Consider the following 20,185-nt stretch of genomic DNA (forward strand, 5'->3'; position numbering starts at 1 on the left):
TTAAAGGCAAAATGAAGGAGGCTGGCGTCAGCCTCGGCGCACCCCGTTGACCCAGACGTCGCTGATGGCGCGGTCGTCGCCCATCATGATTGTGGCGAAAAGCTGATCCCATATGCTGTGCGCATTGTCGCTGCGCTGCTTGATCGCGGGGGTGGAGGCGAGGTCGAGCACGGTGATATCGGCCTCGAAGCCTTCGGCGAGTGTGCCGATCTTTTCGTGCAGATGCAGGCTGCGGGCAGAGCCGGCGGTGGCAAGCCACATCAACTGCGCCGCATGGGTGGGGGTGCCGCGCAGTTGGCCGATCTCATAGGCCGCAGCCATTGTGCGCAGCATCGAGAACGACGATCCGCCGCCGGTGTCCGTGGCCAAGCCAATCGGTATCTGCTGCGCGGCGATATGCGCCATGTCGAACAGTCCCGATCCGATGAAGGTGTTCGAAGTGGGACAATGCACCACCGATGCGCCGCTGTCGGCAAGGCGGTCGATCTCGCGCGGGGTCAGGTGGATGGCATGGCCAAAGACGGCGCGATCACGCACCAGCCCGTGTTCCTCGTAGGTGTCCAGATAATCGCGGGCGTGGGGGACAAGGTCTTGGACCCAAGCAATCTCGTCGATCTGTTCGCTCAGGTGCGTCTGCATCAGGCAGTCGGGGCGCTCCGTCCAGAGCGCACCCAGGGCCGCGAGTTGCTCCGGCGTCGAGGTCGGCGTGAAACGGGGCGTAATCGCATAGCTGGCGCGGCCTTTGCCGTGCCAGCGGTCGATCAGCATCTTGCTGTCGTCATAGGCCGATTGCGCCGTATCGCGCAGCCCGTCGGGGGCGTTGCGGTCCATACAGGTCTTGCCCGCCACGATCCGCTGACCACGCTCTGCTGCCGCGTCGAATATCGCGTCGACGCTGGTGGGGGCGATGGTGGCGAAAGAGCAGACAGTGGTCGTGCCGTTGGTCAGGGTCAGATCCAGATAGCGCCCGGCGATGTCGCGGGCATAGGCGGGGTCTGACAGGCGCATTTCCTCGGGGAAGGTATAGCTGTTGAGCCAGTCAATCAGCCGTTTGCCCCAGCTCGCGATGATGGCGGTCTGCGGATAATGCACATGGGCGTCCACAAACCCCGGGCAGATCAGCCGGTCGCCATAGTCCTGCACCCTTGCCTGCGGGTGCGCCTTGCGCAGGTCGTCGGCGCGGCCCACGGCCTTGATCTGCGCGCCCTCAATCAGCACGCCACCGTCGCTGTCGATATGAACCGTCTCCTCCCACGGGTCAGAGAGGGGATTGCCCGTAAACCGGAGCGTTTGGCCGAGGAGGAGTGTTTGTGTTTTCATGCCGCCTGTCTAACCGCAGCCCGCCGTGCCGACAATCCGATAGCGCAGGGTTTCGCGCCATTGTATCCGCGCTGTGGCACGCTTATGGTCTGCGCAAAATCGCAAGTGGGGGCAGCCATGGTTGACGACGCACAGGAACTTGAACTCTCCCCCGACGCCGAGGATGAAGGCGAGGCATATCGGCTGAACAAGAAGGCCGTGGCGTCCATTCTCTATGCGGTGGAAATCGATGACGCCGCCAAGCTGACAGAACTGATGGAGCCGCTGCACGCGGCCGACATCGCCGACCTTCTGGAACAGATCAGCGCCTTTGAACGGACCAAGCTGATCCGGCTCTATGACCGCGAGTTCGATGGCGAGATTCTGTCGGAGCTCGACGAATCGATCCGCGAGGAAGTCGTTGCGATTCTGACGCCCGAGGTGCTGTCGGACGCCGTGCGCGACATGGACAGCGATGATGTTGTCGATCTGATCGAAGACCTTGAGGATGCGCAGGCCGAGACCATTCTGGGGGCCCTGGAAGACGCGGACCGGGTCGCTGTCGAACAGGCGCTGACCTATCCCGAATATTCCGCTGGTCGTTTGATGCAGCGCGAAGTCGTGATGGCCCCCGAACACTGGACCGTGGGCGAGGCGATTGATCACCTGCGCGCCACGCCCGAGGAAGACCTGCCGGACCAGTTCTATCACATTGTCATGGTCGATCCGCGGTTGCACCCTGTGGGCAATGTCACCCTTGGCAAGCTGATGCGGTCCAAACGCGCCACCCCCATGCGCGACATTCTGGAGGATACGTTTCAGGTCATTCCCGCCCTGCGAGATGAGGGCGATGTCGCCTATGCGTTCAACCAGTATCACCTGATCTCTGCGCCCGTTGTCGATGACGAGGGGCGTTTGATCGGGGTGATCACCATTGATGACGCCATGTCGGTGCTGGACGAGGAACACGAAGAAGACATCCTGCGTCTGGCCGGTGTTGGCGAAGGGTCGCTGTCTGACCGTGTGATCGAGACAACCAAGCAGCGGTTGCCCTGGCTGGCGGTGAACCTGGTGACGGCCATCGCGGCCTCTATGGTGATTTCGCAGTTCGAGGCAGCGATCGCGCAGATCGTGGCGTTGGCGGTGTTGATGCCCATCGTGGCCTCTATGGGGGGGAATGCCGGTACGCAAAGTCTGACCGTGGCCGTGCGCGCCATCGCGACCCGGGATTTGACCGGATCGAACGTCTGGCGCGTGATCCGACGTGAATGTCTTGTGGGGCTGGTGAATGGCCTGATTTTCGCGATCATCATGGGGATCGTCGGGATCCTGTGGTTCGGGTCACCCGCGCTTGGCTATGTGATCGCGACGGCGATGGTGATCAATATGGTCGTGGCGGGGCTTGCGGGGACGGGCATCCCGATCCTGCTGGAACGTTTTGGCGTGGATCCGGCCCTTGCCTCTGGTGCTTTTGTGACCACGGTGACGGATGTCGTAGGCTTCTTCGCCTTTCTGGGGCTGGCGGCGGCGGTCTTGCTGTGAAGGATATGGCGGCGGTCAAGGCGGCAGCGCGCAAGGCGGCCTTTGCCCGTCGCAAGCCGCTGTTTGATGGTGCCAACGCCGCGCAAGCCGGCTATCTGAGCGAAGTGCTCGCGGGGTATCGCGGCGTCCCGCTGTCCGGTTTTTTACCCATACGCACAGAGATTGACCCGCGCCCCGCCATGGCCGAGGCGGCGGCCCACGGCCCCGTAGGCGTGCCGGTGATCATGGGGGCGGCGCAGCCTTTGCGGTTTTCGCGCTGGACCCCGGATACCCCGTTGGTGGACGGTGCCTTTGGCGCTCAGATCCCCGCTGTCGAGGATTTCTTTGACCCTGAAATCGTGATCGTACCCCTGCTGGCGTTCAACCGCGCTGGTGGGCGTCTGGGGTATGGCGGCGGGTTTTATGACCGCACGCTGGAACAGTTGCGTGAGCGGCGGGCGACCTTGGCGATCGGTTTTGCCTTTGCGGGGCAAGAGGTTGACGATCTGCCGCTTGAACCCACCGACCAGCCGCTTGATCTGATCGTGACAGAGACGGGCGTGATCGAGATCGCCTAGGCGCGCCCGCACCCCGCGCGCAAAAACCGCAGCTCCGCCCCTTGCCCTCGGGCGCTGCGCAGCCTAACGCTTGGGGCATGAAAATACTCTTCCTCGGCGATGTCATGGGCCGCGCGGGCCGCCGCGCAATCAGCGAAAACCTTCCCCGTTTGCGGACGGAATGGAAGCTGGATTTTGTGGTGGTGAACGGTGAAAACGCCACCTCTGGCATGGGGCTGTCTGGCAGCCACGCCAAAACGCTGCTGGACGCAGGGGCCGATTGTCTGACCCTGGGCGACCACGCCTTTGACCAAAAAGACATGCTGAGTTTTATCGAGCAGGAGCCGCGTGTCATCCGGCCGCTGAATTTTTCGAAAAACGCACCGGGCAAGGGCGCGCGCCTGTTCACCGCCAAGAACGGGCGCAAGGTGCTGGTCACCCAGGCGCTTGGTCAGGTCTTTATGAAACGCCCCTTTGACGATCCGTTCTCGGCGCTTGAACCCGTGCTCAAGACCCACCCTCTGGGCGGCATGGCATCGGCGGTGATTGTCGATATGCACTGCGAGGCGACGTCGGAAAAGATGGCGATGGGGCATTGGTGTGATGGCCGCGCCAGCCTTGTTGTGGGCACGCATACCCATGTGCCCACGTCTGACGCGATGATCCTGCCGGGCGGGACGGCCTATCTGACAGATGCAGGCATGAGCGGCGATTACCATTCGGTGATCGGGATGGAGAAAACAGAGCCTTTGCGCCGCTTCATCACCGGCATGCCCAAAGACCGCTTCACCCCCGCCAACGAGGAAGCGACCCTCTCCGGCGTCTATATCGAAACCGACGACCGCACCGGCAAGGCGACCCGTATCGTGCCCGTGCGTCAGGGCGGCAAGTTGCAGCAAAGCGCGCCCTGACCGCGTTGCGGCTGGCGCGCTTTAGACCCGTATCCGGAATAGCGCAGGGCAGGCGCATCTGACGCTTGCCCCAAGGCGACGCTTGCCGTGGACGTTGCAATCAACGACACTGCAGTTTGATTTTCATCTGCCCAAGGCCGGATATACCTGAATGGACTTTCTAAACCTGTCGGATAGCACCTCTGCCATCCTGGCATTGACCGTCGTTGTGATCATGTTCGTCATGTTTCTGCGCGAATCCCTCCCGACCGAGGTCGTGGCCCTGTCAGGGGCGGCCATCATGCTGGCGCTTGGCATCTTGCCCTATGACGATGCGCAGGCGGTGCTGCAGAACTCTGCCCCCTGGACCATTGCCGCGATGTTCATCGTGATGGGCGCGCTGGTGCGCACGGGCGCGCTGGATGTGCTGACGCGCATGGCTGAACGCTATGCCAAGACGCATCCGAAAACGGCGGTGGTGGGCGTGATCGTGGCGGTCATGGCGGCCTCGGCGGTGATGAACAACACGCCTGTGGTGGTGGTGATGATTCCGGTCGTGGTGCAGCTCAGCCAGACGCTTGGCACCAAAGCCTCCAAACTGCTGATCCCGCTGAGCTATGCGGCGATCATGGGCGGCTCCCTGACGCTGATCGGGACCTCGACCAACCTTCTGGTGGACGGTGTCGCACGGTCGCAAGGGCTAGAGCCGTTTGGAATTTTCGAAATCCTGCCCATCGGTCTGGTCGTCTGCGCCTGGGGCCTGATCTATATGGCCGTCTTCGCGCCCAAACTGCTGCCCGCGCGCGACAGTATGGCGAATATGCTGTCCGACCGCTCCAAGATGAAGTTCTTCACCGAAGCCGTGATCCCGCCCGACTCCAACCTGATCGGGCGCGAGGTGCTTGACGTGCAGCTATTCAAACGCGAAGGCGTGCGGCTGATCGACGTGGTGCGCGGGGATCAGTCGTTGCGCCGCGATCTGGCCAGTGTCGAACTGCGGGTCGGTGACCGTGTGGTTCTGCGGACCCAGATGACGGAACTGCTCAGCCTTCAGGCGAATAAAGAGCTCAAGCGCGTCGATCAGGTGTCGGCGGTGGAAACCTCGACCGTAGAGGTGTTGATCACGCCGGGCTGCAAGATGGTGGGCCGCACGCTCGGGGCGCTGCGTCTGCGCCGACGCTATGGGGTGTACCCTTTGGCGGTACACCGGCGGAACCAGAACATCGGTCGCCAGCTTGACGACCTCATCGTCAAGGTCGGTGACACGCTGCTGCTAGAAGGCGCGATGGAGGATATCCAGCGCCTTGCCTCGGATATGGATATGGTCGACGTCTCGCAGCCGTCGGCACGGGCCTTCCGGCGGGGGCATGCCCCGATCGCCATCGCGGCGCTGGTGGGGATCGTGGTCTTGGCCGCGCTGAACGTCGCGCCGATCCTGCTGCTGGCCGTGCTGGCCGTGGCGCTGGTCCTGGTCACGGGCTGTATCGACGCGGAAGAGGCCTTCAGCTTTGTCGATGGCCGGCTGCTGGCACTGATCTTCTCGATGCTTGCGGTCGGGGCAGGGTTACAAAACTCCGGCGCGATCAGCCTAATCGTTGACAATATCGCACCCTTCCTCGGCACGCTGTCGCCTTTCTATGTGATCTTCGCGGTGTTCCTGCTGACGACAACCCTGACAGAGATCGTGTCGAACAACGCGGTGGCGGTGATCATGACACCGATTGCCATCAGCCTGGGGTCCGCACTTGGCATGGACCCGCGCCCCTTGGTCGTGGCGGTGATGATCGCGGCGTCTTGCGCCTTTGCAACCCCCATCGGCTACCAGACCAACACGCTGGTCTATGGGCCGGGCGGCTACCGTTTCACCGACTTCATGCGCATCGGCATTCCGCTCAACCTGTCGATGTCGCTGCTCGTCTCCATGATGATCCCGCTCTTCTGGTAGCGCCGGACCCGCGCTTCCAAATGGCAAAAATCCCGGGGGTCCGGGGGCTGGCCCCCGGCTCCTTTCCTTGGCTCTGCCTCTAAAGCGGCCAGAAGACCAGAATAGCCGGAATGGACACCGCGACGACGATGATCTCGAGCGGCAGGCCCATGCGCCAGTAATCGCCAAAGCTATAGCCCCCGGGACCAAGGATCAGCGTGTTGTTCTTATGCCCGATGGGCGTCAGGAACGCGCTTGATGCGGCGACGGCGACCGCCATCAGGAACGGGTCGGGCGAGACATCAAGGCTTGCCGCCATCTGGATGCCCACGGGGGCGGCGACGATGGTGGTGGCGGTGTTATTCAGCACATCCGACAGGGTCATGGTGACCAGCATCAGCACCGTCAGCACCACCCATGCGGGCAGCCCTTGGGTTAATCCGACAAGCGCACCGGCAATCAGCTCCGTCCCGCCAGAGCTTTCGAGCGCCGCCCCCAGCGGGATCATAGACCCCAGCAAGACGACGACCGGCCATTCGATATGGGTGTACAGCTCCGACAGCGGGACGATCCGCGCCAGCACATAGGCGATGACGACCAGCCCCAGGGCGACGGGCAGGTAGATCAACCCAAAGCTCGCCGCCGTGACCGCGCCGCCAAACAGGCCGATCGCCAGCCAGACCTTGTGGTTTTCGGTCACTGCCAACCCGCGGTCAGCAAGGGGCAGCACGCCCAGCCATTCGACCACATGGGACGCGGTATCGCGGGGCACGAGCAGCAGCAGAATATCCCCCACCTGCAGCTCGGTCTTGCGCAGTTGCGAGGTGATGCGTTTGCCGCGCCGCGATACCCCCAGCAGCACGGAGCGCTGCCGCCACGACAGGCCAACCGCCTGAGCCGACCGGCCGTTCAGACGGGAATCGCTGGTGACCACGACCTCGATGATCTCGACCCCTTCGCCATCGGCGCGCAGGCGGTCTTCGCGGTCGGCGTCTGCGACATGCAGGTCCAGCGTGCTGCGAAATTCGTCCAGCGCGTCGGGTGTTGCCTCAAGCACCAGCGCGTCGCCTGCGCGCAGGGGCAGGTTGCGTGACTGGCCGTAGCGGCGCTTGCCGTCCCGGATCACCCCCAGCATGGCGACATCGGCCTTCTCGGCAGCGTCCTGAAGCTCTGCCAGACGTTTGCCAATCTGGGCATTGCCTTCAGGAATTGTCAGCTCTGCCAGATAGGGGGACAGGTCTTCGGGGCCCAGCACGTTGTTTTCGCGCTGCGGGATAAAACGCCAGCCGATCAGCGCGACAAAGGCCAGCCCCGCCGCCGCTGCAATCCCGCCCACAGGGGCGAAATCGAACATGCGAAACGGTTCGCCAAGGGATTCCTGTCGGATCGAGGCGATGATGATATTGGGCGGCGTCCCGATCAGCGTCGCCATGCCGCCAAGGATCGTGGCAAAGCTCAGCGGCATCAGGCTCAACCCCGGTGACCGACCCGCTTTACGGGCGGTCTGGATGTCGACCGGCATCAGCAGCGCGAGGGCCGCGACGTTGTTCATGAAGGCTGACAGCACCCCGCCGATGACCCCCATCAGCGTGATATGCCCGCCAAGGCTACGCGAGGCATCGACTAGCGTGCGGGTGATCAGCAACACCGCGCCAGACCGCGTCAGCCCCGCCGATACGATCAGCACTAGCGCGACCACCAGCGTCGCAGGGTGACCAAAGCCCGCAAAGGCATCCTTGCTGTCGACCACACCCAGGACCACGGCAACCATCAGCGCGGCAAAGGCGACAAGGTCATAGCGGAACCGCCCCCACAAGAGCATGCCGAACACGGCGGCAAACAGGGTGAACAGGATGATTTGATCGGTGGTCATGTGGGCGTACCTTGCGTGAACTGCGACCAAAGCCCTAGCAGCCGCCCGCGCGCCTGTCTGCCCCAAACCCGGCCATACCGCCCGCGTGCGCGGTCGTGCGCGGTGGCTTGTTCAGGCGCGTGGGCTGCCGTATAGAGAGCCAACCGAGAATTTTAGCATGTGAGGTCACCATGGCAGGTCACTCAAAATGGGCAAATATCCAGCACCGTAAGGGCCGTCAGGACAAACTGCGCGCCAAGGTGTTTTCCAAGCTCTCCAAAGAAATCACCATCGCGGCGAAGATGGGCGAACCCGATCCGGACAAGAATCCGCGTCTGCGTCTGGCGGTGAAAGAGGCCAAGGGTCAGTCCATGCCCAAGGACAACATCGAACGCGCGATCAAGAAAGCCGTCGGCGGCGAGGGCGAGGATTACGAAGAAATCCGCTATGAAGGCTACGGCCCCAATGGTGTTGCCGTCATCGTCGAGGCGATGACCGACAACCGCAACCGCACCGCGTCGACCGTGCGGTCCACCTTCACCAAGAACGGTGGCAATCTGGGCGAGACAGGCAGCGTCGGCTTCATGTTCGACCGTAAGGGCGAAATCACCTATCCCGCCAGCGTTGGCGATGCCGACACCGTGATGATGGCCGCCATCGAAGCGGGCGCGGAAGACGTCGAAAGCTCGGATGACGGGCATGTGATCTGGTGCATGGATACCGACCTGAACGATGTCAGCACCGCGCTGGAGGCCGAGTTGGGCGAATCCGACAGCACCAAGCTGGTCTGGCGTCCGACCACCACGACCGAAATGGATCTGGAAGGGATGGAAAAGCTGATGAAGCTGATCGACGCCCTGGAAGACGACGACGACGTGCAGCGGGTCACCGCGAACTTCGAAGCCTCTGACGAGGTGATGGAGCAGCTGTAACATTTACGCCCCGCCAGCGACCCACGTCGCGGCGGGGCTTTGCTTTGGCAGGGGCGGGTGCGTCACGCGCCCGCGAGACACAAAAAAACCGCCCTGGCTTAGCAGCGGGGCGGTTTTTTTGTGTCAGCGTTTGGGGCCGAATTTATCCCAAAAGGCGCGCCATGCGAAAAAGACCACCCCAGGCCGGTTTGGCCGTGGTGTCGCGCACGCGTTGCTGCGAGATAGAGGCGAGGACGCGTTTGACCTCGTTCAGGTGCCCGAGGGCCTTTGATCCGCCTGCGCTTGCCTGAACGCTCAGGATCTTGGACTGTGTGTGCAGGGCTGCTTCGATAAGCGCCAATTCATCTTGGCTGATTTCCAGCTTCTGTTTGTCGTCGAACATGACATTATTCCTTGGTTGTATGCGGGTCAGATAGGCGCTGTATCTGTGGTTCGCTAGTAGTAACGGGCCCAATCACGCAAATGTTTCGCGGCCGCAACAATAAAGTTGGGGTTGCAGGGGATGAAAATTTATTTTTGGGTGGGGTCCGGCGGTGCATCTTGCCCGAGACCGGCCCAGATTCCCGACGGAGCTTTTGACATATGACCGCCTTCTTTCCCGGCTTTGCCTTGGGCTTGACCTTGATTCTGGCCATCGGCGCGCAGAATGCCTTTGTCTTGCGCCAAGGCTTGCGGTTGCAGCATGTCTTTTGGGTCTGCCTGACCTGCGCCTTGTCGGATGCCGTGCTGATCGCCGCAGGGGTGGCGGGGTTCGGTGCGCTGGCCACGGCGGTGCCGTGGTTCGAAACACTGATGCGCTACGGCGGGGCGGCGTTCCTGATCTGGTACGGCTTCCAGAATGCGCGATCGGCTTGGCAGGGCGGACATGCGCTCGCCGCTGACGGGGCCGCGCAAACCAGCCTGCGCCGCACGATCCTGACCCTGCTCGCGCTGACCTGGCTGAACCCGCATGTCTATCTTGATACCGTCGTGCTGCTGGGGTCTATCGCCGCGCAATATGACAGCCGCCTTGCCTTCGGGGCAGGTGCGGTCACGGCGAGCTTTGTTTTCTTTTTCAGCCTGGGCTACGGCGCGCGCCTGTTGGGGCCGTTCTTCAGCAAGCCGCGCAGCTGGCAAATTCTGGATGGTGTGATTGCGCTGACCATGTGGGCAATTGCCTTGAAACTTCTGCTGATGTGACCTTGCCCTTGGGGAAGGGTTGGGGAATGTTGCGCCCATGACAACTGCACATCCCCAACGCCCCGTCACCGGTATCTTCTGGATGGTCGTGACCGGCCTGTGTTTCATTTGCGTGACCGCCTTGGTCAAACATATGGGCCCGCGCCTGCCGTCCTCCGAAGCTGCTTTTATCCGTTATGGCTTTGGCTTGGTGTTCCTGCTGCCCGCGATTGGCGCGCTGCGCGAGGCGAAGCTGTCGCGCCGCCAATGGGCGCTTTTTTCGGTACGCGGCGGGCTGCATGGGGTGGGCGTTATCCTGTGGTTCTACGCCATGACCCGTATCTCTATCGCCGAGGTGACGGCGATGAACTATCTTGCGCCGATCTATGTCACCATCGGGGCCGCGCTGTTTCTGGGCGAGAGCTTGGCCCTGCGCCGGATCATTGCGGTCGTGCTGGGGCTCGTCGGGGCCGCGATCATCCTGCGACCGGGGTTTCGAGAGCTGACCGGCGGGCATTTCGCGATGCTGATCGCAGCGGTGGTGTTTGGCGGGGCCTATCTGCTGGCCAAGGTGCTTGCGGATGAGGTGCGCCCGTCGGTCGTCGTCGCGATGATGTCGCTGTTCGTGACGCTGTTTCTGGCCCCCTTCGCGCTTGCCAACTGGATCACCCCCACGTGGGAAGAGATCGGAATCCTCGCCGCTGTCGCCTGTTTTGCAACCGCAGGCCACTATACCATGACGCTGGCTTTTGCCGCGGCACCGCTGACGGTGACCCAGCCGGTGACCTTCCTGCAACTGGTCTGGGCCACGGCGCTAGGTGCTGTCGTTTTTGCTGAACCCATTGATATCTGGGTCGTTCTTGGCGGGGCGGTGATCCTGGGGTCGGTGACCTTTATCACATGGCGCGAGGCGATGCTGAAACGTCAGATTACCCCCGCTACGCCGGCGACGAAATTCTAGCGACGCCGCCGGCTGGAAAATGACTATACCCTGAGTTGATCCGCTCTCAGGTTTTTATTGACTTGTCAGTCAATGAACGTAGGTTTGATGGCCAGACGCTATCAAACCACTAAGGATTCTTTATGCCCAAAGTCGGAATGGAGCCTATTCGACGCGACGCCTTGGTCAAAGCGACGATTGCCGAAATCGGTGCTGCCCAGTCACTGGATGTGACGGTCGGCCAGATCGCGCGCCGCGCGGGGATGTCCTCGGCGCTGGCGCATCACTATTTTGGCGGTAAGGACCAGATCTTTCTGGCGGCCATGCGCTATATCCTGACGGAATACAGCGCCGAGGTCCGCCGCGAGCTGCGTCTGAACAAATCCCCGCTGGGACGGGCCGAGGCGATTATCCGCGCGAGCTTTGACGAAAGCTATTTCGATCCGGCAACGGTCAGCGCCTGGATGACGCTCTATGCCTCCTCGCGGACCAATACCGAAACCTACCGTTTGCTGGTGGTGTATCAAAAGCGGCTGCGGTCGAACCTGACCTATGCGCTGCGCCCGATCTCGGATGATCCGGCAGGGGATGCCGATACGCTGGCCGCCCTGATCGACGGGCTTTACCTGCGTGCCGCCTTGTCGGACGAGGGCAGCGCCCGCGCCGCCAGTGACCGCGCCTTGTCGGTGCTTCATATGCTTGTGGAGACCAAAGAATGACCCAGCCCAATATCCTGATCCTGATGGTCGACCAGTTGAACGGCACGCTGTTTCCCGACGGCCCAGCTGACTGGCTGCATGCCCCGAACCTCAAAAAGCTGGCGGCGCGGTCGACGCGCTTCAAGAACGCCTATACCGCCAGCCCGCTGTGCGCGCCGGGGCGGGCGGCGTTCATGTCGGGGCAACTTCCGTCGGCTACGGGCGTCTATGACAACGCGGCAGAGTTCGCGTCGAGCGTGCCAACATACGCCCACCATCTGCGGCGTGCGGGCTATCAGACCTGCCTGTCGGGCAAGATGCATTTCGTCGGCCCCGATCAGTTGCACGGGTTCGAGGAACGCCTGACCACCGATATCTACCCCGCCGATTTCGGCTGGACGCCGGACTACCGCAAGCCGGGGGAACGCATTGACTGGTGGTATCACAATATGGGGTCGGTGACCGGCGCAGGTGTGGCGGAAACCAGCAACCAGATGGAATATGACGACGCCGTGGCCTATGAGGCGACGCGCAAGATTTACGACCTGTCCCGCGGTCTGGATCCGCGCCCGTGGTGTCTGACCGCCAGCTTTACACACCCCCATGACCCCTATGTCGCACGCAAGAAGTACTGGGATCTGTACAACGATTGCGACCACCTGCTGCCCGAGGTGCCCGATCTGGGGTATGAAAATCAGGACAACCATTCGAAACGTATCTTTGACGCGAACGATTGGCGCAGTTTCGACATCACCGAACGCGACATCAAACGTTCGCGTCAGGCTTACTTTGCCAACATCAGCTATCTTGACGACAAGATCGGTGAGATCCTGCAAACGCTAGAAGACACGCGCCAAGAGGCGATCATCGTCTTCTGCTCGGACCACGGCGATATGCTGGGCGAGCGGGGGCTCTGGTTCAAGATGAGCTTTTTTGAAGGGTCGTCCCGCGTCCCGATGATGATCGCCGCCCCGCAGATGGCACCCGGTTTGCAGACCACGCCGGTCAGCAATATCGACGTGTGCCCCACCGTCTGTGATCTGGCAGGCGTGTCCATGGACGAGGTGATGGAATGGACCACGGGGCAATCGCTGGTGCCCATGGGGCAGGGGGTGGAACGCACCGAACCCGTTGCGATGGAATACGCGGCAGAGGCGTCTTACGCGCCGATGGTCTCACTGCGCTACGGCAAGTGGAAGTTCAACCGCTGCGCCCTTGATCCTGACCAACTGTTCGATCTGGAAACCGATCCGCACGAGCTGACCAACCTTGCCGAAGAACCTGCCCATCAGGGCACGCGGCTGACCCTGTCGGCCAAGGCCGACGCCCGTTGGGATCTGGCCGCCTTCGATGCCGATGTGCGCAAAAGCCAGGCCCGCCGCTGGGTCGTCTACGAGGCGCTGCGCAAGGGCGGGTACTATCCGTGGGATCACCAGCCGCTGCGCAATGCGTCAGAGCAATACATGCGCAACCACATGGATCTGAACGTGCTGGAAGAGAACAAACGTTTTCCGCGCGGCGAATAGAACGACTGCCCAAGGGGTGCGGGCAACCAAACCAATAATGCACCCCCAACACGGAGGGACACAATGTTAACGACCATCATTTCGTTCGGGGTCATACTGGCTTTGGGCTTAACTATTTTCTGTACGATCAAGTGGTGGAACCTGCCGCTGACCGGCGTGACGCCGGTGCCGCTGTTCACCTTTATCGCGATCCTCTTCACGTCGGGGCTGGACGTGGGGCTGATCATGTTCCCGCTGGCCTTCGACTTTCCGCTTTATGCGGATACGGCGACCGAGCCAGCCTACGGGTTCACCAACCCGCTGGCGCTTGAATTCGGGTTCTGGGGCTTTCTGATCTGGACGTTCTACTTCCTGACGACCTTCTATTTCTGCGCTATCGAGCCGCGGGTGAAGTTCTTCGAGATCCCCGCGATCAAACTGCTGAACAACATCGTCATCATCACCACCTGTGCCTTCACCGGTGCGTTGTTCCTGATCTATATGCCCTATTACATCGCCGAGGTCGGCGACGGAGAGACGATCCTGCCGGTCTTCTACCTGATCTGCTTCCTCGTGATCCTGATTGCGGCTTTCAGCTCCACCGATCTGAAGTTCGTGCGTGTGCTGTCGGTCAGCTCGACCCTGCTGTTTCTGGCGCTGATCGCTTACATGTGGCTGAACGCCGGCATGGGATTGGGCGAATTTGCCTCTAGCGCCAGCAACCTTGGCGGCTATTTCGCGAATATCCACAAGTTCATCATCCCGCTGACGGATTACCACGAATTCTACCTGTTCTGGTGGTTCGCCTGGTCGATCATGATCGGGCAGTTCGTCAGCCGCTTTGTCGGCGGGCTGAAGACATGGCAACTGCTGGCGTCCTTGCTGGTGTTCCCGTCGATCCCCTTGGGCTTGTGGTTCTCGGTGCTGTATTACTACCACCTGAACGGCATCGGCACCGCGGGCTTCCCGAATTGGGCCATGACCATCGTGGGCATCGTGTTCGTGATCAACTCTTTCGACAGTCTGATCCGGCTCTACACCGATAACCTCAACTTCACGACCGAACGCTTTGGCACGGTGTCTTACGTGCTGGCCAACGCCATCGGCCTGTTTGTGCTGACCCTGCTGTTCCAAAGCCAATGGCTGCAGATCCAGTGGGTCGGGACCATCGTGATCGGCATCTACCTGCTGGCGCTTGGCTATATGTTCTTTGTCAAACGCCGTCACCTGCACGGGCTGGATGGCAACGCCAATATCCCGGCCGAATAACCCTTAAACCTAAGCGGCCCCGCCATACGGGCGGGGCCCAACCGAAAAGAGAGACCTATGCAAACGCAACCCACCGCCAGCCATTTCATCAACGGCGAATATGTCGAAGATACCAACGGCACCCCGATCGAGGTGATCTATCCGGCCACGGGCGAGGTCATCGCGACCGTCTATGCCGCCACGCCGGAGATCGTCGAGAAAGCCATCACCGCCGCGCGGGACGCGCAGGCTGCTTGGGCCGCGATGACCGGCACCGAACGGGGCCGTATCCTGCGCCGCGCTGCTGACATCATGCGTGAACTCAACCACGATCTGTCGATCCTCGAGACGTATGACACCGGCAAACCCTATCAGGAAACCTCGGTTGCGGATGCGACCAGTGGTGCCGATGCGCTGGAATATTTCGGCGGTCTGGCGGCCTCGTTGACGGGGGAGCATATCCAGCTGGGCGAAGACTGGGTCTATACCCGCCGCGAACCGCTGGGTGTATGTGTCGGCATCGGCGCATGGAACTATCCGACGCAGATCGCCTGCTGGAAAGGCGCACCGGCGCTGGCCTGCGGGAACTCGATCATCTTCAAGCCGTCCGAGACGACGCCGCTTTGCGCGCTGAAAGTCGCGGAAATTCTGGTAGAGGCAGGGCTGCCCGCCGGTCTTTATAACGTTGTGCAAGGCATGGGCGAAGTGGGGGCCTCCCTTGTGACCGACCCGCGCGTCGACAAAGTCTCTCTCACCGGTTCTGTGCCCACGGGCCGCAAGGTCTATGCCGCGGCCGCGGAAGGCATCAAACATGTCACGATGGAACTGGGGGGCAAGTCCCCCATGATCGTGTTCGAGGACGCCGATATCGAAAACGCCATCAGCGGCGCGATCTTGGGCAATTTCTACAGCTCGGGCCAGATCTGTTCGAACGGCACCCGCGTCTTCGTGCACCGCGACATCAAAGAGGCGTTCCTGAAACGCTTGGCCGAACGTCTGGACACCGCCGTGATCGGCGACCCGATGGACCCTGACACCAGCTTTGGCCCGATGGTGTCAAAACGTCAGATGGAGATCGCGCTTGGCTATGTCGAAAAGGGCAAGGCCGAAGGCGCGCGTCTGGTTTATGGCGGGGCAGCAATCGACCGCGATGGCTTCTATATGCAGCCCACCGTCTTTGCCGATGTGACCGACGACATGTCCATCGCCCGCGAAGAGATTTTCGGGCCGGTCATGTCGGTGCTGGATTTCGAGACCGAGGCAGAGGTGATGGCCCGCGCCAATGCGACCGAATTCGGTCTCGCCGCCGGTGTGTTCACCAAAGACCTGTCGCGCGCGCACCGCGTCGCGGCGGGGTTCGAGGCGGGCACCTGCTATATCAACACCTATAACGACGCCCCGGTAGAGGCCCCCTTTGGAGGCATGAAAAATTCGGGCGTGGGGCGCGAGAACTCAAAGGCGGCGATTGATCACTATAGCCAGCTGAAAACCGTCTATGTGCGCATGGGCGATATGGAAGCGCCTTTCTAGGGCGCTGATCCAACGCTGCGCTGACGCGCATGCGATAGATGGGCGCGCATCCGGCCCAAGCTTTCCTTCGGCAACAAAGGGGGCTTGGGCAGGGCGTGCCGGAATATGCTGAGAGGTGCTTGAGGGATCGGTCTGATCCTCAAGTCACCTCGACAATGTTGGGATGCGAGACTTGCGCGCGTCAAGGACACGCCGCGCCGGGGGCGCGGGGCCTGCGGCCTCCTTGACCCGCGCAAGACTCACGGAAGGAAGGCGATAGGATGGAAGCTGAATTTATTATCGTAGGGGCGGGCAGCGCGGGCTGCGCGATGGCGTACCGCCTGGCCACGGCAGGGCGCAAGGTGATGGTGATCGAACATGGTGGCAGCGATGCGGGCCCGTTCATCCAGATGCCGGCGGCGCTGTCCTATCCGATGAACATGAAAACCTACGACTGGGGGTTCCAGTCCGAACCCGAACCGCATCTGAACAACCGTCGTCTGGCGACCCCGCGTGGCAAAGTGATCGGCGGATCGTCGTCGATCAACGGGATGGTCTATGTGCGCGGGCACGCGATGGACTATGACCACTGGGAAGAGCAGGGGGCCGACGGCTGGGGCTATGCCGATGTGCTGCCCTATTTCAAACGCATGGAAAGCTGGCACGATGGCGGCCACGGGGGCGACCCCGACTGGCGCGGCACCGATGGTCCGCTGCATGTCAGCCGTGGCCCCCGTGAAAACCCCTTGTTCGAAGCCTTTGTCGAGGCGGGCAAACAAGCGGGCTATGAGGCGACCGACGATTATAACGGCGAGAAACAGGAAGGCTTCGGCCCGATGGAGCAGACGGTCTGGAAGGGCCGTCGCTGGTCCGCGGCCAACGCCTATCTGCGGCCCGCGCAAAAGACCGGCAACGTCGAACTCGTCCGCGCCTTGGCGCAGCGGATCGTGATCGAAGACGGTCGCGCTGTCGGGGTCGAGGTGCTGCGCGGTGGCAAGACCGAGGTGCTGCGTGCCAGCGGCGAGGTGATCGTCGCGGCGTCCTCCATCAACTCGCCCAAGCTGCTGATGTTGTCGGGCATCGGCCCTGCGGCCCATCTGGCAGAGCATGGTATCGAGGTGATCGCGGACCGCCCCGGTGTGGGCCAGAACCTGCAAGACCACCTTGAACTGTATATCCAGATGGCCGCCAGCCAGCCGATTACGCTGTACAAGCACTGGAACATCTTTTCCAAGGCCGTGATCGGCGCGCAGTGGCTGTTTACCAAAACCGGCATGGGCGCGTCGAACCAGTTTGAAAGCGCGGCTTTCATCCGGTCGAAGGCGGGGATTAAATATCCCGATATCCAGTATCACTTCCTGCCGATTGCCGTGCGCTATGACGGGCAGGCCGCCGCCGAAGGCCACGGGTTTCAGGCGCATGTGGGGCCGATGCGGTCGACCTCGCGCGGGTCTGTCACGCTGGCCTCGGGCAATCCGGCCGACGCGCCGAAGATCTTTTTCAACTACATGTCGCAAGACAAGGATTGGGAGGAATTCCGGACCTGTATTCGCCTCACCCGGGAGATCTTTGCGCAGGACGCCTTCAAACCCTTCGTCAAACACGAAATCCAGCCGGGGGCCGATGTGCAAAGCGACGAGGAACTTGATGCCTTCATTCGCGAACATGCCGAAAGCGCCTATCACCCCTGTGGTACCTGCCGCATGGGCCGCGCCGACGACCCGCAGGCGGTGGTCGATCCGCAGGGCCGTGTGATCGGGGTAGAGGGGCTGCGCGTCGCCGACAGCTCGATCTTCCCGCGGATCACCAATGGCAACCTGAACGCCCCGTCGATCATGGTGGGCGAGAAAATCTCGGACCATGTGCTGGGGCTTGATCCATTGGCCGCGGCGAATGACGTGCCCTGGATCCACCCCGACTGGGAAACCGCGCAGCGCTAAGGGGCTGCCCCGTTGGTCGAGAGGCCACAAGTGTTAACGAAAGTTAACCTTGGTTAATATCTCTGGTTGATTGGGGCGTGGAAACGCCCCAATCAACGGGATATGAAACCCATCCTTCATTCATGTTTCGCAGCGGCTTTGCTTGCCGTTTTCACGCAACCCGCTGCGGCGGTCGAACCGCGCCTGACGGGCGAGATCCGGGTGATCGACGGCGATACGATCGCATTGGGTGAGACGCGGATCCGGCTTTTCGGCATCGATGCGGTCGAAGGGGACCAGCCTTGCCGTGGCTCGGATGGGCGCGTGTTGAACTGCGGCGCTTGGGTGACGGCGCAGGTGCGCGCCAGCTATGACGGTCAGCGGGCTGACTGCCAGCGGGTGGATACCGACCGCTATGGCCGGATTGTCGCGCGCTGTGCCGCCTTGGGGCAGGATATGGGGCAAGCTTTGGTCGCGTCGGGGCTGGCCTTTTCCTACGCGCGCTACAGCCGCGCCTATGTCGCGCATGAAGCGGCGGCCAAGCGGGCGGGACGCGGGGTACATGCCTATGAAACGCAGCGCCCCGATGCCTATCGCAAAGCCTCTAAAGCAGCGCCAAAGCCCGTTGCGTCATCGGGGCCGGGCGGATGTGTGATCAAGGGGAATGTCAGCAGCAAGGGCACGCGGATCTTTCACATGCCCGGACAGCACGACTATGACCGGACCGTGATCCGCACCGACAAGGGCGAACGCTGGTTCTGCAGCGCGGCGCAAGCGCGTGCCGCCGGATGGCGGGCGGCCAGGCGGTGAGCGGTCAATCCACCTGATAGGGCAGCACGTCGCGCAGGTTCGGGTCCACCACCAGCTGGCGTTCCAGCGGCGGCACAGAGCGCTGGTGGCAATGTTTACGCTCGCAGATACGGCAAGATATACCGATGGGTTCAAACGCAGAGGCGCGGGTGGTGTCCATCCCGTCGGCATAGACCAGCGCGGGCGCATGGCGCACCTCGCACCCCAGTGAAATCGCATAGCGCCGCACCGGCGCGCCAAACCGCCCCGCCGGTTTCGAGATGTCCCGCGCCAACGAGATATAGCGTACCCCGTCCGGCGTTTCGGCCAGCTGGCGTAGGAAGCGGCCCGGCGTTTCAAAGGCGCTGTGCACGTTCCACAGGGGGCAGGCTCCGCCAAACCGCGCGAATTGCAGACGGGTGGCCGAATGGCGTTTGGTGATCGTGCCCGCCTGATCCACACGGACAAAGAAGAACGGAATCCCCTTTGACCCGGGGCGTTGCAGCGTCGACAGCCGATGCGCGACCTGTTCGATCGAAGCCCCGAAATCAGAGGCCAGCACCTCGAGGTCGTGGCGGCAGCTTTGGGCGCGCTCCAGAAACCGGGCGTAGGGCATCAGCGCGGCCCCGGCAAAGTAGTTCGCCAGCCCCATCTTCGCGATGTCACGGGCCGCGGGGCTGTTGAAACGCGCGAAATCCAAGGTTGCCTCAAGCAGGTCGTTCTGGCGCACAAGGGCAACTTGCAGCAGCATCTGGAACGTCTGAGTGGCCTGCGAGGCGCGGGCCGAGACATGCAACACGCCGCTGGCTGGATCATAGCGGCGCAGGGCATCTGTCTCGTCGAAGGCGACGGTGATCCCTGCGCTGGACAGCGCCTCTAGCGTGGTGTCGCGCAGGCTTTGGCCGGTGCCGGTGTCGCGGGCGAAATACTCGGCGGCGCGGTCCACGGCATCCAGATAATTGTCGCAATAATGGAAGAAGTCGCGCACCTCTTCCCACGGACTGGGGGAGGGGCGGGCATCTTCGCGGCCCAAGGCTTCGTCCAGATAGGCCAGCCGTTCCTGGGTCTGGCGGTGGCTTTGGTGCAGCTTGATGAACGCCCGCGCCAACCCCGGCGCGTTGGAGGCCGCAAGCTGCACATCGGCCAGTGGCAGCACATCGCCCTCGAACACCGGATCGGACAGGACTTCGCGCATGTCGCTGACAAGCCGTTCACTGTCCCCGCTCGACAGTTCGGTGACGTCCATCCCGAATTCAGACGCCAGTGCCAACACGACCGTGGTGCTGACGGGTCGGTTATTGTTCTCCATCTGGTTAAGGTACGGGAGGGATACGCCAAGGCGCGCGGCGAATTCTTTCTGGGTATGAGCCAGATTGGTGCGCAGCTCGCGCAGTTTTGCGCCAGCGTATAGCTTTTGGATCGCCATCGGGGTGGGGCCTTTGCA

17 protein-coding genes are annotated in these 20,185 nt (G+C 62.1%); 13 read left to right on the top strand and 4 right to left on the bottom strand.

The genetic code is table 11. From position 1 onward, the window contains the following. Positions 1-27: 27 nt before the first annotated feature. Positions 28-1,320 (bottom strand): guanine deaminase, encoded by a 1,293-nt coding sequence (gene guaD, locus ABM428_RS06390; RefSeq protein ID WP_132996904.1) that lies wholly within the window; start codon positions 1,318-1,320, stop codon positions 28-30. Between the two features lie 117 nt (positions 1,321-1,437). Between guaD and mgtE the strand changes: the two genes are divergently transcribed. From mgtE to ABM428_RS06410, 4 genes are all read left to right on the top strand, one after another. After that, positions 1,438-2,841 carry a magnesium transporter gene (gene mgtE / locus ABM428_RS06395; RefSeq protein WP_005852296.1) on the top strand — a complete coding sequence of 468 codons (1,404 nt, stop codon included), beginning with the start codon at positions 1,438-1,440 and terminating at the stop codon, positions 2,839-2,841. Positions 2,842-2,846: 5 nt separating this feature from the next. Further along, a complete protein-coding gene (locus ABM428_RS06400; RefSeq protein ID WP_348348661.1) occupies positions 2,847-3,398 on the top strand; it encodes a 5-formyltetrahydrofolate cyclo-ligase in 552 nt (183 codons plus the stop codon). Positions 3,399-3,475: 77 nt separating this feature from the next. Then, positions 3,476-4,288 carry a TIGR00282 family metallophosphoesterase gene (locus ABM428_RS06405; protein ID WP_009826492.1) on the top strand — a complete coding sequence of 271 codons (813 nt, stop codon included), beginning with the start codon at positions 3,476-3,478 and terminating at the stop codon, positions 4,286-4,288. A gap of 151 nt (positions 4,289-4,439) precedes the next feature. After that, positions 4,440-6,212 carry an SLC13 family permease gene (locus tag ABM428_RS06410; RefSeq protein ID WP_009826493.1) on the top strand — a complete coding sequence of 591 codons (1,773 nt, stop codon included), beginning with the start codon at positions 4,440-4,442 and terminating at the stop codon, positions 6,210-6,212. Between the two features lie 79 nt (positions 6,213-6,291). Here the strand turns inward: ABM428_RS06410 and ABM428_RS06415 are convergent, their stop codons facing one another. Further along, positions 6,292-8,064 (bottom strand): SLC13 family permease, encoded by a 1,773-nt coding sequence (locus tag ABM428_RS06415; protein WP_037943760.1) that lies wholly within the window; start codon positions 8,062-8,064, stop codon positions 6,292-6,294. Between the two features lie 170 nt (positions 8,065-8,234). Here ABM428_RS06415 and ABM428_RS06420 point away from each other — a divergent pair, with 170 nt between their 5' ends. Then, complete coding sequence (locus ABM428_RS06420; protein WP_005852303.1) at positions 8,235-8,975, top strand: YebC/PmpR family DNA-binding transcriptional regulator; 741 nt, start codon at positions 8,235-8,237, stop codon at positions 8,973-8,975. Between the two features lie 142 nt (positions 8,976-9,117). On the opposite strand, the gene ABM428_RS06425 is transcribed toward ABM428_RS06420, so the two are convergent. Beyond that, complete coding sequence (locus ABM428_RS06425; protein ID WP_005852304.1) at positions 9,118-9,357, bottom strand: hypothetical protein; 240 nt, start codon at positions 9,355-9,357, stop codon at positions 9,118-9,120. Between the two features lie 200 nt (positions 9,358-9,557). Here ABM428_RS06425 and ABM428_RS06430 point away from each other — a divergent pair, with 200 nt between their 5' ends. From ABM428_RS06430 to ABM428_RS06465, 8 genes are all read left to right on the top strand, one after another. Next, the gene (locus tag ABM428_RS06430; protein ID WP_009826496.1) at positions 9,558-10,154 is read left to right on the top strand and encodes a LysE/ArgO family amino acid transporter; all 597 of its coding nucleotides are present in this window, start codon (positions 9,558-9,560) and stop codon (positions 10,152-10,154) included. Positions 10,155-10,191: 37 nt separating this feature from the next. Further along, positions 10,192-11,094: a DMT family transporter gene (locus ABM428_RS06435; protein ID WP_005852306.1), complete on the top strand. Its 903-nt coding sequence runs from the start codon at positions 10,192-10,194 to the stop codon at positions 11,092-11,094. A gap of 122 nt (positions 11,095-11,216) precedes the next feature. Further along, a complete protein-coding gene (betI, locus tag ABM428_RS06440) occupies positions 11,217-11,792 on the top strand; it encodes a choline-responsive transcriptional repressor BetI (protein ID WP_037943764.1) in 576 nt (191 codons plus the stop codon). Further along, on the top strand, positions 11,789-13,297 hold the full coding sequence (betC, locus tag ABM428_RS06445) for a choline-sulfatase (protein ID WP_037943766.1): 1,509 nt from the start codon (positions 11,789-11,791) through the stop codon (positions 13,295-13,297). Before betI ends, betC begins: the two co-directional genes overlap by 4 nt. A 63-nt stretch (positions 13,298-13,360) precedes the next feature. Continuing rightward, the gene (locus tag ABM428_RS06450) at positions 13,361-14,545 is read left to right on the top strand and encodes a choline transporter (RefSeq protein WP_005852309.1); all 1,185 of its coding nucleotides are present in this window, start codon (positions 13,361-13,363) and stop codon (positions 14,543-14,545) included. Positions 14,546-14,602: 57 nt separating this feature from the next. Then, complete coding sequence (gene betB, locus ABM428_RS06455) at positions 14,603-16,054, top strand: betaine-aldehyde dehydrogenase (RefSeq protein WP_353628302.1); 1,452 nt, start codon at positions 14,603-14,605, stop codon at positions 16,052-16,054. Between the two features lie 260 nt (positions 16,055-16,314). After that, complete coding sequence (gene betA, locus ABM428_RS06460; RefSeq protein WP_353628303.1) at positions 16,315-17,973, top strand: choline dehydrogenase; 1,659 nt, start codon at positions 16,315-16,317, stop codon at positions 17,971-17,973. 102 nt (positions 17,974-18,075) lie between these two features. Continuing rightward, entirely contained in the window at positions 18,076-18,762 is a 687-nt protein-coding gene (locus ABM428_RS06465) for a thermonuclease family protein (protein ID WP_184582621.1), read from the top strand. Positions 18,763-18,766: 4 nt separating this feature from the next. Here ABM428_RS06465 and ABM428_RS06470 read toward each other — a convergent pair whose 3' ends face one another. After that, a complete protein-coding gene (locus ABM428_RS06470) occupies positions 18,767-20,167 on the bottom strand; it encodes a short-chain fatty acyl-CoA regulator family protein (protein WP_005852316.1) in 1,401 nt (466 codons plus the stop codon). Between the last annotated feature and the right edge of the window lie 18 nt (positions 20,168-20,185).

This window comes from Sulfitobacter sp. TCYB15 (assembly GCF_040435955.1).
GTDB classification, from domain to species: domain Bacteria; phylum Pseudomonadota; class Alphaproteobacteria; order Rhodobacterales; family Rhodobacteraceae; genus Sulfitobacter; species Sulfitobacter pontiacus.

Excerpts from the sequence above, each read along its gene's own strand:
- betC (WP_037943766.1), top strand. The coding sequence starts at position 11,789 with ATGACCCAGCCCAATATCCTGATCCTGATGGTCGACCAGTTGAACGGC.
- ABM428_RS06420 (WP_005852303.1), top strand. The coding sequence starts at position 8,235 with ATGGCAGGTCACTCAAAATGGGCAAATATCCAGCACCGTAAGGGCCGT.
- ABM428_RS06410 (WP_009826493.1), top strand. The coding sequence starts at position 4,440 with ATGGACTTTCTAAACCTGTCGGATAGCACCTCTGCCATCCTGGCATTG.
- mgtE (WP_005852296.1), top strand. The coding sequence starts at position 1,438 with ATGGTTGACGACGCACAGGAACTTGAACTCTCCCCCGACGCCGAGGAT.
- ABM428_RS06470 (WP_005852316.1), bottom strand. The coding sequence starts at position 20,167 with ATGGCGATCCAAAAGCTATACGCTGGCGCAAAACTGCGCGAGCTGCGC.
- betB (WP_353628302.1), top strand. The coding sequence starts at position 14,603 with ATGCAAACGCAACCCACCGCCAGCCATTTCATCAACGGCGAATATGTC.
- guaD (WP_132996904.1), bottom strand. The coding sequence starts at position 1,320 with ATGAAAACACAAACACTCCTCCTCGGCCAAACGCTCCGGTTTACGGGC.
- ABM428_RS06405 (WP_009826492.1), top strand. The coding sequence starts at position 3,476 with ATGAAAATACTCTTCCTCGGCGATGTCATGGGCCGCGCGGGCCGCCGC.
- ABM428_RS06430 (WP_009826496.1), top strand. The coding sequence starts at position 9,558 with ATGACCGCCTTCTTTCCCGGCTTTGCCTTGGGCTTGACCTTGATTCTG.
- ABM428_RS06450 (WP_005852309.1), top strand. The coding sequence starts at position 13,361 with ATGTTAACGACCATCATTTCGTTCGGGGTCATACTGGCTTTGGGCTTA.
- ABM428_RS06400 (WP_348348661.1), top strand. The coding sequence starts at position 2,847 with ATGGCGGCGGTCAAGGCGGCAGCGCGCAAGGCGGCCTTTGCCCGTCGC.
- ABM428_RS06435 (WP_005852306.1), top strand. The coding sequence starts at position 10,192 with ATGACAACTGCACATCCCCAACGCCCCGTCACCGGTATCTTCTGGATG.
- ABM428_RS06425 (WP_005852304.1), bottom strand. The coding sequence starts at position 9,357 with ATGTTCGACGACAAACAGAAGCTGGAAATCAGCCAAGATGAATTGGCG.
- ABM428_RS06415 (WP_037943760.1), bottom strand. The coding sequence starts at position 8,064 with ATGACCACCGATCAAATCATCCTGTTCACCCTGTTTGCCGCCGTGTTC.
- betI (WP_037943764.1), top strand. The coding sequence starts at position 11,217 with ATGCCCAAAGTCGGAATGGAGCCTATTCGACGCGACGCCTTGGTCAAA.
- betA (WP_353628303.1), top strand. The coding sequence starts at position 16,315 with ATGGAAGCTGAATTTATTATCGTAGGGGCGGGCAGCGCGGGCTGCGCG.
- ABM428_RS06465 (WP_184582621.1), top strand. The coding sequence starts at position 18,076 with ATGAAACCCATCCTTCATTCATGTTTCGCAGCGGCTTTGCTTGCCGTT.